This window comes from Acinetobacter ihumii (genome assembly GCF_900625095.1).
Lineage (GTDB): Bacteria > Pseudomonadota > Gammaproteobacteria > Pseudomonadales > Moraxellaceae > Acinetobacter > Acinetobacter ihumii.
The window spans coordinates 26,186-39,097 of record NZ_LR130760.1 but is presented as its reverse complement, the minus strand read 5'-3'; the positions used below and the strand labels follow the sequence as shown (position 1 = coordinate 39,097).

At 35.3% G+C, this 12,912-nt stretch carries 14 protein-coding genes and 4 pseudogenes; 15 read left to right on the top strand and 3 right to left on the bottom strand.

Annotated elements, in window-relative coordinates; translation table 11 throughout:
• Window positions 1–4: 4 nt before the first annotated feature.
• The 11 genes and pseudogenes from E0D95_RS00250 to E0D95_RS00200 all read left to right on the top strand — a co-directional run bounded on the left by E0D95_RS00250 (window position 5) and on the right by E0D95_RS00200 (window position 9,528).
• Window positions 5–3,205, top strand: coding sequence for a site-specific integrase (locus tag E0D95_RS00250; protein ID WP_114190256.1), 3,201 nt, complete (start codon window positions 5–7; stop codon window positions 3,203–3,205).
• Between the two features lie 191 nt (window positions 3,206–3,396).
• Window positions 3,397–3,849, top strand: a complete 453-nt coding sequence (locus E0D95_RS00245; protein WP_005071567.1) for a NinB/YbcN family protein — start codon at window positions 3,397–3,399, stop codon at window positions 3,847–3,849.
• A gap of 66 nt (window positions 3,850–3,915) precedes the next feature.
• On the top strand, window positions 3,916–4,098 hold the full coding sequence (locus tag E0D95_RS00240) for a hypothetical protein (RefSeq protein ID WP_004795942.1): 183 nt from the start codon (window positions 3,916–3,918) through the stop codon (window positions 4,096–4,098).
• Window positions 4,099–4,290: 192 nt separating this feature from the next.
• The gene (locus E0D95_RS00235) at window positions 4,291–4,527 is read left to right on the top strand and encodes a hypothetical protein (RefSeq protein ID WP_000152660.1); all 237 of its coding nucleotides are present in this window, start codon (window positions 4,291–4,293) and stop codon (window positions 4,525–4,527) included.
• A gap of 661 nt (window positions 4,528–5,188) precedes the next feature.
• Window positions 5,189–5,644, top strand: a complete 456-nt coding sequence (locus tag E0D95_RS00230) for a hypothetical protein (protein WP_005071565.1) — start codon at window positions 5,189–5,191, stop codon at window positions 5,642–5,644.
• 60 nt (window positions 5,645–5,704) lie between these two features.
• Complete coding sequence (locus E0D95_RS00225; protein WP_005071563.1) at window positions 5,705–6,172, top strand: hypothetical protein; 468 nt, start codon at window positions 5,705–5,707, stop codon at window positions 6,170–6,172.
• Window positions 6,141–6,782 carry a putative metallopeptidase gene (locus tag E0D95_RS00220; RefSeq protein ID WP_114189639.1) on the top strand — a complete coding sequence of 214 codons (642 nt, stop codon included), beginning with the start codon at window positions 6,141–6,143 and terminating at the stop codon, window positions 6,780–6,782. The genes E0D95_RS00225 and E0D95_RS00220 overlap by 32 nt, the downstream gene beginning before the upstream one ends.
• A gap of 59 nt (window positions 6,783–6,841) precedes the next feature.
• Window positions 6,842–7,383 (top strand): annotated as a pseudogene (locus E0D95_RS00215) (DUF2280 domain-containing protein).
• Entirely contained in the window at window positions 7,367–8,683 is a 1,317-nt protein-coding gene (locus tag E0D95_RS00210) for a phage terminase large subunit family protein (RefSeq protein WP_114189640.1), read from the top strand. The pseudogene E0D95_RS00215 and the gene E0D95_RS00210 overlap by 17 nt, the downstream one beginning before the upstream one ends.
• Window positions 8,684–8,722: 39 nt before the next feature.
• Window positions 8,723–9,265 (top strand): annotated as a pseudogene (locus tag E0D95_RS00205) (DUF4055 domain-containing protein); the annotation flags it as partial.
• A 38-nt stretch (window positions 9,266–9,303) separates the two neighbouring features.
• Window positions 9,304–9,528: a hypothetical protein gene (locus E0D95_RS00200; protein ID WP_016653391.1), complete on the top strand. Its 225-nt coding sequence runs from the start codon at window positions 9,304–9,306 to the stop codon at window positions 9,526–9,528.
• 283 nt (window positions 9,529–9,811) lie between these two features.
• Here E0D95_RS00200 and E0D95_RS00195 read toward each other — a convergent pair whose 3' ends face one another.
• The 3 genes and pseudogenes from E0D95_RS00195 to E0D95_RS00185 all read right to left on the bottom strand — a co-directional run bounded on the left by E0D95_RS00195 (window position 9,812) and on the right by E0D95_RS00185 (window position 10,871).
• Entirely contained in the window at window positions 9,812–10,099 is a 288-nt protein-coding gene (locus E0D95_RS00195; protein ID WP_114189641.1) for a helix-turn-helix domain-containing protein, read from the bottom strand.
• Window positions 10,086–10,295: pseudogene (locus E0D95_RS00190) on the bottom strand (type II toxin-antitoxin system RelE/ParE family toxin); the annotation flags it as partial. The pseudogene E0D95_RS00190 and the gene E0D95_RS00195, both read right to left, overlap by 14 nt.
• A 255-nt stretch (window positions 10,296–10,550) precedes the next feature.
• Window positions 10,551–10,871, bottom strand: a complete 321-nt coding sequence (locus E0D95_RS00185; protein ID WP_002123990.1) for a type II toxin-antitoxin system Phd/YefM family antitoxin — start codon at window positions 10,869–10,871, stop codon at window positions 10,551–10,553.
• A 185-nt stretch (window positions 10,872–11,056) separates the two neighbouring features.
• On the opposite strand from E0D95_RS00185, the gene E0D95_RS15970 reads away from it, so the two are divergent.
• From E0D95_RS15970 to E0D95_RS00165, 4 genes and pseudogenes are all read left to right on the top strand, one after another.
• Window positions 11,057–11,185 (top strand): AAA family ATPase, encoded by a 129-nt coding sequence (locus tag E0D95_RS15970; protein ID WP_005071547.1) that lies wholly within the window; start codon window positions 11,057–11,059, stop codon window positions 11,183–11,185.
• Window positions 11,140–11,445, top strand: a complete 306-nt coding sequence (locus E0D95_RS15940) for an AAA family ATPase (RefSeq protein WP_308762356.1) — start codon at window positions 11,140–11,142, stop codon at window positions 11,443–11,445. The genes E0D95_RS15970 and E0D95_RS15940 overlap by 46 nt, the downstream gene beginning before the upstream one ends.
• Window positions 11,373–11,918 (top strand): annotated as a pseudogene (locus E0D95_RS00175) (IS5 family transposase); the annotation flags it as partial. The gene E0D95_RS15940 and the pseudogene E0D95_RS00175, both read left to right, overlap by 73 nt.
• 759 nt (window positions 11,919–12,677) lie before the next feature.
• Window positions 12,678–12,905, top strand: a complete 228-nt coding sequence (locus E0D95_RS00165; protein ID WP_005071544.1) for a hypothetical protein — start codon at window positions 12,678–12,680, stop codon at window positions 12,903–12,905.
• Window positions 12,906–12,912 lie beyond the last annotated feature (7 nt).

Genomic DNA, 12,912 nt, shown 5'->3' with positions numbered 1-12,912 from the left:
TTGTATGCAAAAAATCAAAGAACTAATAAAACCGCAACTAGATGATCTATTTGTTGATATTCATAAATTGGTGAAAAAGTCGCTAGATAGACAGCCTTCTTCACCTGAAGTATTGACGAAAGACATGCAGCAAAAACTTGATCAGCAGATCGCTGAAAAATGGCATGACATTAAAGATAGTGTTGATTATTTGAGTCAAAAGTTGAGCCGAGACGAACAATCAAAACTGATGCAATTTACTGAAGATGAATTTAATAAAAGAAGGAGGCAATTCAACCAGAATGTAGATAAAAAATCATACAGAATTAAGCTAAATCCACATACGAAACGGATCGTACTGCCTAGAAAAATTGAGAGTACAGAGTCACGATTAAAACACGGGCATCTACATATTCTGGTAGTCAAGGAATTAAGGCAGTATTGGCAAGATTCATTTGAATATTGGGATGAACCGAAGTACTTATGGGGAAATTTATGCTTAAGTTTTATATATATTTCAGGCTGTGCAGATGAACAGCATTTGATTACTATTCAGAAACAATTGCAGGATGCCATTGAGCTTGGTACAGATCTGAATTGTTTTCGGTTATACCATTCTGATTATCAAAAGATCACTAATCCATTGTTACTACATTATCGTGTTGAAAACTCTCAATATGGCAACGATGTAGAACAGGGAAAGTTGTACAAATGGAAACATGTTTTTTTTAACCCATATGCGCAGTTCATTTTACAATATTTAAAAAAGTTGAAAGCCACTCAGAAAGAATTTCGTCTGCAACATTCAGTTGAAGATTGTATTTTAGAAAGCTTGAGTAAGATAGGCAGGAAAAAAAGTCTTGGGGATCTGCAATATCAAATTAAACGCCGTGGATTTCGTGCATTTAATGATGTGCAAATGGTACTCGAATTTAATCCAAACCTTAGCCTAGATATATTTTTGAGTAATGTGCTTCAGCAAGAGATTAATACTGTCGCTTTAAGGCCATCCGAATTTAGATTGCTGTGGAATAATGATTACAATCAAGTCACAGAACAAGAGAGTCGCCCTATTCATTTTGAACAAGAGCAGTTACATCCGGAAGTTCCGACTGCTCAAAGCAAATTACAAACGATTCCGTATGAGTTGATGTTGTTTGGTCAAAAGAAACGTAAAGGTCAAAAAGTTGAGCGTTTAGATAAAAAGAGGAATAAAGAAGAACGCACGCTACGTTTTTGGCAAGAAACTAGAAGGGTGTTAGAGGAGAAGATAGTTGATGCTAATACGGAGGAAAAGTCTTTAATTGATGCTCAACTACGCTTAATTCACTGGTTAATGCATTTAAAAAAACGAGGGCTTCAATTATCAACTATTGAAAGCTACTTAGGATCGTTTGGCAAAGAATTTATATTTGAGATTTGGCTCAATAAATTAGATTTAAAGCAACAATCCATATATGACTATGAGGATTTATATCGGCAGCTATTGAAATACAGCAGTGAACGTGATGAAAAAGCAGTTCAACGAGATTCGGTGAAAGGAAAAACCTCTCGTAAGATGCACCAAAGCGCAGAATACCGTTTTGGTCGCCTAAAAGATTTTCATCAATTCTGTATAGAGAATTATGATGCTCCAGGGGTATTGGTGTTACAGAATTCAAGTTTTAAGCATTTACAAATTTGCAATGCACGGCTAGTGAGTCCTTTGCTATTTGGCAAATTATTGGAAAAACTAGAAAATTTAAGCCAAGAGCCAACGGCATCAGAGTGGGTCGATCATCTGAGTTGTCTAAAGCTGATGTATTTACTAAGTTATAGAACTGGACTTCGATTAAATGAAGTTCGTTGTCTTAAAATACAAGATATTATTTGCCCAGAGTTACTTTATAAAGAAAAAGAAAATACAGCTTTTAATAATATCACGCTTCATATTCAGAACAATTCATATCGCCGTCTGAAAACGCAAAGTGCAAATCGTCAAATACCATTGAAAATTGCCTTGTCAGAACATGAGTTTTTAGTAGTACAACATTACATACAACATCGTTATGAACAATATTTGTTTAATCAGCAGGATGATCTACTTTTTAGTGTTAATCATCGTATATTAACTGATCAATGTATCAGCAAAATTACAGTAGAGTTGTTTAACCAAATATTAGGTATGCATCATGGCTTTAGTTTTCATACGTTGCGCCACAGTGCTGCTAACTATCTAGCAATAACTTTGCTGGGCTCAAAAGAAATGATTAAAACATATACAGATTGTCCTTGGGTAAAAGCAAAAAAGATGCGTGATTTATTGTTTGGTGTTAAAGCACGTGCTCATGAAGAGATTATTCAACATAAATGGCAGATGCTTGCCTCTTGGATGGGGCATAGCAGTATTGAACAAACGGCTTCAAATTATCTTCATGTTTTGGATTTATTAGCAGTCGATCGAATTTACAATTCGCCGTGTATCATTTCAAAAAAAGTCCTAGAACAGTGTTTTGGTCCAGTGAATTCAAGTACAGAGTACATAAACTTAAATCGTTATACTCAGCAGCAGAAATGGTTTAACTCTTATCAGCAAACACAGCCAGTTATGATTGCTGGTCGACAAGAAAAGAAGTTTAGTATCGAGAAGAGTACTCTGACGCCTTTTCAACGTTTGATAAGTTTAAGAGATGGCCGTTCAAGCGAAGATATTCAAGCACAAGAATGGATGCAGCGATGTCAATTTATGAGCACTAAATGGATGGACCCCAAAAATTTTAATTTAAAAACGAAATATGTTAGTAATAAAAATTTAGATGGGGGTTGGTTTGATGAGCTTTACGACAAAGCTAAGAAACTGAAACGTTCTGATGAAATAATTCCTCTCCTTGATTTGCATAACCAACATGATAAGGGGAAAGATATACCTAAAGAGTTGAACGTGGTCAATGCACTTAAGGTATTATTATTATTTGGAAAATTACGTAAAAACTTTCTACATTTTCAATGCATAAAGAAAGATGATGAGCAACAAATTGCTAATTTTATTGCTGGTATAGAGCCAATTATTGGAGATCACCTAAATTTAGACAAACAGAATTATCCAGTCAATCTGGAAGTGCTTGAGAGAACAGTTAAATTTAGTTTTCAAAGAGTTGTTGGCCATAATAAAAAAAATGTTACTCTACTGGTTATATTTAATTTAATGTTAAAAATCATGCAAGAAGATGAACTTTGGTTAAAATAGCCTAAGCAGCTTAAAAAGGAGAATTTAAAAGTTTTAGCATCACAGTTTGATTACTGGATTTTAAACAATAGTGTGAAGATTAGCGCTTTGGTAAATCGATGAGCTAAAGTGTTGTAGTCCAAACTCGATCTGACAGTTACCCATTTTTGAGCTGTTGATTAATTTATCAAAAAAAATCAAGCCACCCACGGGTGGTTTTTTATTGCGACATTTCACCAGTAACTAACTTTCTTAATGTGAATCATGCTAAGGCAGCGAATGAAGGGAAGCCGTTAGTTGTATTGATCGCACCACAAGAGAAAGATCGTTCGAAGGCTCAAAACCGTTTGTACTGGATGTGGCTTAATCAATGGGCTAAACGTCAAGGTAAAGATAAAGATTACGAGCATCTGTTCTTTAAGAAAAACTTCTTAGCAAAAATCTATGATTGCGATGACGTTGGCCAATACAAGAAAACATTCAAGGCTGTAAGAGAGTTGAAAGATTCTAAGCATCCTCTCTACCAAGATGTAGCAAGTGGCCTATGTGAGCTAATGAGCACTACAGACGCAAGTACAGTTCAATTAACCGAATACTTAAACGACATTCATGCTTTCTGTAATAAAAACGGGTGTTATTTGGAAACGCCTGATGATCTTAAGTAGGTGCTTGAATAGTTGCTGATTTCATATTATTAATGTCTCTCACTTTATAAAATGAGAAACTAACAAATGGTAATGAATAATATTGAATATGATGCGGTGGTTGAAAGTGCGAAAATCAAAGCGAAAAGCGATATAACAGTAGCGGTTTTAAATAATGCAGCAAGTACTGGTTTAGTTGCAATTAATGATGCAAGTAAAGAAAAGCTTATAGAGTTTATCAAAAAACTGCATGATCAGATTGATGAATAATATGAACCGCCCTTAAAGCGGTTTTTTATTGCTAGTAGAATATTTAAGGTACCTTTTCTAATAGGCACATACTATTAAAGTGTTTTTTATTTATTTTTTAGATTGAAAAGATTGCTATTTGAGTAATTTAAATATAAAAATCTTTATTGATTGAGCGTAGTTGTTATACAGGATATTTATAAGGATTTTAAAATGACAATTATCACATTGCTTGATGTTGAGACGAAGAAGAAGGTGATAGTTCGGTCCGTAATAGACCCAATAGCAAGAATAGACAAAAAAGGGAATATACAAATTATTCAAATTCATAAATGGCTATATGATGAATCTGGAGATTTCGTTGATGAAGACTTATATGAGGCACTCAACAATGGAGAAGTTGGAATATACTTAACTTTGCAGTATATGATCATTGATATTGAAAATTAATTATTTTATTTTTAGTCAGTTTGAGTTCTTACTCTCTAGAGCCTAATGGTTACTGCACATAAGACCTTATTAAGTATTACCTATTGATGGGCACATATTCTTTATAAGTCTTGATAAGTAAAAAAATTATGTAGGCTAAAAATAAAACCATTTAAAAAAAGAAATCTTTATCTATTTAAATATGAATATTTGATATTTTTAATTCAATCCCTATTGCTAGTGCTTAAATATTATGCCAATATGAAGTTGGAGATATTTCCGAATAGATATTTCCTATTTCAGGTTTAAGCGTTTTTTTTCGCTAAGTCCATTTCTGAATAAAAATAGGAAGTGGGCTTTTTTATTTTTAAATATTTCTGTATTATCAGTGTGTTGCTGTAGGTAACACTAAACCTTGTTGATCAGCGCAAATATCAAAAAGGGGGAGCTTGCCTACTAGGCAAGCTTTTTAAATTGATCAACTAAACACAATAATCCATTTCAAAGCTCATTAGAAAAATCAAACTTTCCTAGCTTTTATTCGTACTAATTTATTGAATCTAATCGTCTTTATAATTTTAAAAAATTCCTTAAACTAAAAATGGAAAATTTCTTGTTGCAACATTGTTATAATAGGACTACCTTAAGAAAAAATACTTTATAAAAATGAGGAGCTGCTGAAATGCCACAGTATCTCATGTTTGCGGAAAATGTTTATAACAAAATTAAAGATGAGGAATTATTTTCACATGACTGTATTGAAAATATGAACTTACTTATGACATGTATACGCAGAGAAATTGAGGGAACAGAATTTAAATTAAAATTTAATTTTATTGATTTTGTTGAATTGTTCAGTAGACCATTAGATGAATGTAAAGTAAAAATAGATGTGAGTTTGATTCCTCCTCATAATTCAGAAGGTGAGTATATTTTATGGTTAGCTGGATTTATCGAAAAAATTACAGAAGGTGGACCTAAACCACCTCCGCCTATAAAGAAATTTATTCCAGAGTATATGAGCTTGAAATCTGAATTAGATTTTTTACCTTTAAATGAGGAAAAAATTCAAACCGAAGGTAAAGAAATTACGGATTACTTTAATTCAAAGCTCTATAAGTCAACTTTTAAGAAGTAATACTATATTGCCTGTGAGTTTAGCCACCGCCTAAGGGCGGTTTTTTTATGGGTAAGAATAATGGATTCTACAGAATACTTTTGGCTTACTCGGAAAAAAGAACCTAAAACTAAACCTAAAAGCTGGCCACTGCCAAAGCCTACACAAAAATATCTAGAGGCAGAAGAAGAATTTACTGAAACTTTAGATAATCTGGAAATTAAATATGAAAAGAAATTTCAGTTTAAGTCTACTAAGCACTGGCGGTTTGACTTTCATTTAATTGAGTATCGAATACTAGTTGAAATTGCGGGTGGTCCATGGTCTGGCGGTCGTAAGGGCAAACTTAAAAATAAAGCTTGTAGTCTTGATCGTTACGATGTGGCTGAAGAGATGGGCTACACCGTAGTTCGCATAGAGACAGCTTCAAGATGCCGCATTGATGAGTCTGGACCTTTGCAGTTACGGACTGAATACGCTAGTGAATGGCTAAAAAATTTAAAGAGGCAAATATTTAATGGATCAGATCACACCATTTCCTCCAACTGATTTTATTGACCAAGCAGATGAAGAGGAAGCGATTCGCATAGTACCTGCGTCTGATTTAAAAAATTGGGTAGTTGCTAATTTTCTTACACTTGGTGGACCTTTACATAATCCAGATCATGACCATCTCGCTGAGATGCTTCATGACAATGAGGGGTTTTTGGCTTCTGCATGGGCTTCTACTGCTTATACGAGAACTAAGCGCATGGTGCTCGGCCAATGTGAAAAGATTATGTTTCAACAAGGCGGCTGGAAGAAAGCCCGTCAAGAGCAGCAAATGCGTGATTGGTTCGGTTTTGTTCCAATTTACTTAATCACTATCGATGCAAGCTTTTGTGAAAAGGCAAACGATAACGAGTTTTGTGCTTTGTTTGAACATGAGCTCTATCACATTGGTGTAGAGCGAGATTCGGACGGTGAGATTATTTACAGCGATCATACTGGCTTACCAAAGCACTATTTAGCTGGCCACGATGTGGAAGAGTTCATCGGTGTTGTTAAGCGCTGGGGAGCTAATGACAGTGTTAAGCGGCTTGTTAAAGTCGCTAAAAACCCGCCGTTTGTTTCTGATTTAGATATTTCTAAATGCTGTGGAAACTGTGTAATTACCTGAGCCTTTTGGCTCATTTTTTTTGCCATGTTTCCTTGACGTACCTTGACGGATAGAGAGAAATGGCGACATTAAACAAAAAGCAGAAACTCTTTATTGTACAATCACTTGCTGTGTTTAACACCCCTCAAGAAACAGTAAGTCTCGTCAAGGAGGAATTTGACATTGATGTTTCGAGACAGCAGGTAGAGTCATATGACCCTACAAAGTTTGCTGGGAGAGACTTAAGTAAGGAACTCAAAGAAATTTTCGAAAATACACGGGAAGAGTATTTGAGTCAGCCACTAAATAAAATCAGTGGAGCAAATGACATTGTTCAGTTGAAGATTTTAAGTGATTTGCTTTGGACTAAAAAAACAATGTGACCATGACAATTAAGATCGTGGACCAAATACAAAAGATCATGAAAGGGTTTTATGAGAAGAAGGGGGAACAAAATAATAAAGGTGGTAATTCTGAAGCGAACCAAACTAAAGCTGAAGTAGAACTTGAGATTAAAAAACTTGAACTTCTGAAGTTACAACGTGAGGTAAATCCACCTGAAGAGGATTACAAGCTTGTGCTGAATCCTGATGAGGAGATACCAAATGAGCCAATGCTTTAATCCTCCAGAAGGTTCAGTTCAATTAACGCCTAAGCAAGCCAATATTTATTTGTGGGGCTGGCAAAAAGAAGCCCGATTACGTGATGCTTTTTGTGGCCGACGTTTCGGTAAAACATTCTTGGCCACAGCGGAAATGCGAAGAGCCGCAAGACTAGCGGCTAAATGGAATGTTTCGGTAGAGGATGAAATCTGGTATGCAGCGCCTACCTTTAAGCAAGCAAAACGGGTTTTCTGGAAGCGACTAAAACAAGCTATTCCAGCATCTTGGCGAGCTGGTAAGCCTAATGAAACTGAATGTTCAATTACTTTAAGAAGTGGCCATATTATCCGTGTCGTTGGTCTAGATAACTATGATGACCTTCGTGGATCTGGTTTATTTTTCTTAATTATTGATGAATGGGCCGACTGTAAATGGGCTGCATGGGAAGAAGTGCTTCGCCCGATGCTTTCTACCTGTAAGTATATGGTGAACGGCGAACAGCGAGTTGGTGGCCATGTTTTAAGAATTGGTACGCCTAAAGGCTTTAACCATTGTTATGACACATTCATGGATGGTCAGCCAGGGCATGAACCAGACTGTAAAAGCTTTTCTTACACTTCATTACAAGGTGGAAATATTCCTGAGTTTGAAATCATTGTTGCTAAACGCAAAATGGATCCTAAGACATTTAGTCAGGAACATGAAGCAAGCTTTGAGAGCTATCAAGGTGTCATCTACTATTGTTTTAACCGGTTGCTAAGTGCATCAAGTGAAACAGTTAAGGTTAATGATGTTCTTCATGTGGGAATGGACTTCAACGTAACTAAAATGGCTGCTGTGGTATATGTTCGCCGTGGTGAGCATATGCATGCGGTAGATGAGTTCTTTAATCTATTCGATACTCCAGCAATGATTGAGGCTATCCAAGAGCGATATCCTAATCACGAGGTTGCAGTTTATCCCGATGCTTCAGGTGAGAATCGAAAGTCGAGTAATGCTAGTGAGACAGATCTGGCTTTATTAAGAAAGGCAGGTTTTAAAGTTCATGTGAATAGTCGAAATCCAGCAGTAAAAGACCGCATTAACTCAATGAACGGTATGCTGTGTAATACATTGGCTGAGCGCAGATTATTTGTGAATGTTGTTAAATGTCCTCACTTTACTAAATGCTTAGAGCGACAAATCTATGATGATTATGGGCAGCCAGATAAAAGTGTTGGTTTTGACCATATGAATGATGCCGGTACATATCCAATCGCTTATTTATTCCCGATCGACAAAAAATCTGTTGGAGTTCGTAGGATTCGCGGGATGTCTTAAACAACGCACCTTTTTTGGTGCTTTTTTATTGGTGTTTTTATGGCAGTTACTGATAAACATCCGCAGTATATTGCTGCACAAAAAAGCTGGCAGATTATGCGTGACGCCGTTGTCGGCGAAGAGTAGATCAAACAGGCTCAGACAAAGTACCTAGCTAAATCGGCTGGCATGATTGAAGCAGAAAAGCAGGGTGATACTGCCGGAGAGATCTATAAAGCTTATCTAAGCCGTGCTCAGTATCCATTATGGGTTCAAGATTCGCTACGTACGATGATTGGTTTGGTTTCTAAGCTACAGCCAAATATTGTGATCGAAAGTACTTTGCTTCAAGAACTTATCGCTAATGCAACTAATGATGGATTTGGCCTTAAACAGCTCTTCATTAGAATTTGTCTTGAACTTCTAGTATTTGGTCGTTGTGGTTTGCTAGTGGATGTTGATTCCAATGGGGTTCCTTACTTTGCGCTTTATGAGGCGCTTTCAATCATTAACTGGAAGGAAAACAGCATTGGTGGGCGAAAAGATTTAAAGCTTTTGGTGCTCGTGGAGCAATTTGATAATAGTGAAGATGAATTTGGCCATAACAGGATTATTAGCTAATTTTAAGGTGTTGATATTATATGAAAAAGATTATTTTTTTAAGCTTAGTTCTTGGTTTGGTAGGGATTAATGGTTGCTCAAAGGTAGAAAAAGAGTCAAAAGAAGCTATCTTAAGCACCTTAAAAGATCCTGATTCAGCCCAATTCCAAAATATAAAAGGATATTGCGGAGAGGTAAATTCTAAGAATAGCTACGGTGGTTATTCAATTTGCAATAATTTGGGAAGCACACTGCACTCCAAATAAATTATCTTTAAAATAGCGCAATGAGTGTGTAAAGGATGCATATAATCAGTCTCTTATAATGGATGCAAGGCTTAAAGGGGTTTCCAAGGAAAGCTTAAGGAATGAAATACTAACAGACAAAAATGCATCAAAAGCAGAAATTCAAGAAGGCTTAAGAGATATTGATCGTGCGTATAACAGTAATTTCAAAGATAAGGGTCTATAGGCACAGGATGTTGTTGCTAAATGTGTAAAGTTGATTGATTAGTGAATTGGTAAAAAGCACCCTAGGGTGCTTTTTTATTTAGACAAAACGCACTTCAACATGTTTACCAATTGCCGCAGCGTATTTTTGCAATGTGGTAATAGATGGTGATGGTTTGCCTGTGATCAATGCTTTTTCTAGCCGTGAAACGGCAGGTACATTTGTTCCCATGCGTTCCGCGATTTGCGCTTGGGATAGACCTGCCTCTCGAAGTGCAGTAAGTACCATATCGAGCAAGGGCATTTCTTCACGTTCAATTCGTTCGTATTCGGTACGCACTGCTGAACGAGATAATGCAAGTGCTTTCATTTCTTCATGTGTTCGCATTTTTCACCTCTTTCATGCGGTCAAGTGCTAGGTTTAGATCTTGCTTAGGTGTTTTTTGGGTTTTCTTAACAAAACTATGGAGCATTACAATGCGTTTACCGACTAGTGTGCAATACATAACACGAGCAATACCTTCTTGAGATTTTAAGCGCAACTCAAATAGTCCTTTACTCATTGGTAATGTGTGAGATTCTCCTAAGTTTGCGCCGGGGGTGAGTCTATTACTTTACCCAGTGCATTATTTAATATAGTTCTATAGACATCCAAGCGTTCTTTGTAATTTTCAATAAACTTAGTCAACTCTATGTCATCAGGGCTACTTAACTTACGAAAATGTTTTCACTTCCTATTATTTCACGAAAATCAAAGCTCATTGTGCAACGAATATAAATATAAGATGACTTTTAAATCAGCTTGTCTCTAATCTCGAATCCGCTAATATCCTCAAAAGCTATTTTTCTTGTCCATTTACTTCTTCAAATACACCTTTGGGGTTCAAAAGCATGTGTTTGATCGGTTGACCAGTGAGCTGATTAATATCCAAAAGATCATAAACCATTTGTTGTCCTAGCTGTTCACGCCGGACGGCTTCAACAATTTCCTGCATGTTTTGAAATTCTTCAAAACTCAGAACAACAGCTTCGGGCGTATTCTTCGTATAAACAAAAACAGGTTTATGACTTTCTTTGACACATTGAACAATTTTGCTCCAAGATTTGCGAACATCAGACGCAGAAACAATCGCACCGTTTATAAAAGTTAATCGACTCATATCTAAGACCTTATACTGGATGGCAAAAATTAAATCACTTTAGAATATTGTTCGGAATGTAAGAAAACGACCGTTATTTATTATGGGGCTATTATATTTCTAAAATTAGTAGATGATATTTGTATGTAACTATATAATCTAAAAAAATAAATTTTAAATCGTGCAAATTAAAAATAGGGAAAGCTATGCTTACTGGAGTCTATATAAATAATGTTGTTACTTATAGTGTACCAACACAATTAGATGGTTTAAAGCAGATAAATTTTATATTTGGGGCAAATGGGTCTGGAAAAACTACAATTGTAGAATTATAGATCAACCATTAGGCTACACACATTGTTTACTTCAATGGCTTGGTGAAGAACCAATAAAAACTCTAGTCTATAATAAAGATTTTATTGATCGTAATTTCAATCAAGAAAATACCGTTAAAGGAGTTTTTACTCTAGGTGACGATCAAGTTGAGGCAGAAGATCAAATTGCTTTATTGCGTCCACAAATGAGGGTGAATGGAAGCGTAAAAAATATCAGCCTGAATATCGTCGCCAATGGCGTAAATTACATATTGGTATAGATGCTAAAGCCTTACAAATACGCGCTGTTCAGCTCACAACCAACAATGTGAGTGATTCACAGGTACTTGGTGATTTACTCGATCAGATTCCACAAGATGAGAGAGTTGACTCCGTCTATACCGATGGAGCTTATGATACCAAATAGTGCCGACAGGTCATTGCGGATCGGCAAGCACATGCAGTGATTCCACCAAGAAAAAATGCGAAGCCATGGAAAGATAAAAAGATGGGCTCGCTAGAACGCAATGAGTTGCTTCGAACAGTTAAACGTTTAGGAAGAACTATTTGGAAGAAATGGTCAGGCTATCATCGGCGAAGTTTGGTTGAAACCAAGATGCATTGCATCAAATTATTAGGGAATAAACTCAGTGCGAGAAATTTTCAAAGCCAAGTCAATGAGATTCATGCACGTATGGCAGTATTAAATAAATTTACGGACTTAGGCAGACCTCATACCCGAGTTGTCACTTAAATTTGAGTAGATATGAGAAGTCTTAACTTTTAAATCTTTGTGCAACAAAGCCTTAACAAACTAGAATTTATTCTTCTATTTGAAAGGATTCTTAAAATACTCTTTTAATATGGAAATAATTAATAGTGTACTGATTAAACCTAGAAATACTATAAGAACCCACAACATACAATCCAAAGAATATCAAACATTACTGATACAAAAATAATAATATTTTTTTGTCTATTAAGTAACTGAAATTTAGTTTTTTTTTTACAAGTTAAGTGTTTTATTAAGTTATAATTAAAAGTAAATTTTTCCCAACTAGTATAAAGTTTAAGAGTATAGGTTATTGAATTGTTTCTTATGCAAAAAAAAGTCAAGAATCTTTATTTAAGAAAAGGTGAACACTCATTTGTTCTGCAATCACAGTTCATTTTTAAAGCTAAGCAGCAAAAATGGACTAGTGAAGATATCCAAAAAATTATAGAAAAGACCTTATATCAAGATAAATATAGGGTATATGCAATTTTGAGAGAGTATTCTAGCCAGAATTACGGGTAAATTTGACTTGAAAAAGAGAAGGACTAAAGTCTTTTAGAAGGATATATCTTGGATCCTGAATAAGATTTTTACTATTAAAGGAGTAAAGTTTAGCCTCGATATAAGTTTAATCTATTATTTTTACAATAATATTGCATATATCAATACCTAATTTAACTTTAGTTCCATCGCCAACCCTGTATGGTGTCCGTTCAGAAACACTCTATCGAGGCTAATATGTATAGTTTTTCTGTAAAAGATTTAGATCAATTAATTGAAACGAATCTCAAAGATGGGAATAAATACAGTAAATTATTGATTGGATATAAATTATTTTCTGATTTGATGAATGATCCTATATTTTATACAGAAGTGTCTAATTCAGCTCTGAGCGCTACGAAAAGAAAATATAAGCAACTAAAAATTAAAATCACCACACATCAATATCAGCTTCATTTTGAATAAATCAATA

Coding starts and splice junctions, on each gene's coding strand:
- E0D95_RS00250 (WP_114190256.1), top strand. CDS start 5: ATGCAAAAAATCAAAGAACTAATAAAACCGCAACTAGATGATCTATTT.
- E0D95_RS00240 (WP_004795942.1), top strand. CDS start 3,916: ATGGTAATGAATAATATTGAATATGATGCGGTGGTTGAAAGTGCGAAA.
- E0D95_RS00235 (WP_000152660.1), top strand. CDS start 4,291: ATGACAATTATCACATTGCTTGATGTTGAGACGAAGAAGAAGGTGATA.
- E0D95_RS00230 (WP_005071565.1), top strand. CDS start 5,189: ATGCCACAGTATCTCATGTTTGCGGAAAATGTTTATAACAAAATTAAA.
- E0D95_RS00225 (WP_005071563.1), top strand. CDS start 5,705: ATGGATTCTACAGAATACTTTTGGCTTACTCGGAAAAAAGAACCTAAA.
- E0D95_RS00220 (WP_114189639.1), top strand. CDS start 6,141: ATGGATCAGATCACACCATTTCCTCCAACTGATTTTATTGACCAAGCA.
- E0D95_RS00210 (WP_114189640.1), top strand. CDS start 7,367: ATGAGCCAATGCTTTAATCCTCCAGAAGGTTCAGTTCAATTAACGCCT.
- E0D95_RS00200 (WP_016653391.1), top strand. CDS start 9,304: ATGAAAAAGATTATTTTTTTAAGCTTAGTTCTTGGTTTGGTAGGGATT.
- E0D95_RS00195 (WP_114189641.1), bottom strand. CDS start 10,099: ATGCGAACACATGAAGAAATGAAAGCACTTGCATTATCTCGTTCAGCA.
- E0D95_RS00185 (WP_002123990.1), bottom strand. CDS start 10,871: ATGAGTCGATTAACTTTTATAAACGGTGCGATTGTTTCTGCGTCTGAT.
- E0D95_RS15970 (WP_005071547.1), top strand. CDS start 11,057: ATGCTTACTGGAGTCTATATAAATAATGTTGTTACTTATAGTGTACCA.
- E0D95_RS00165 (WP_005071544.1), top strand. CDS start 12,678: ATGTATAGTTTTTCTGTAAAAGATTTAGATCAATTAATTGAAACGAAT.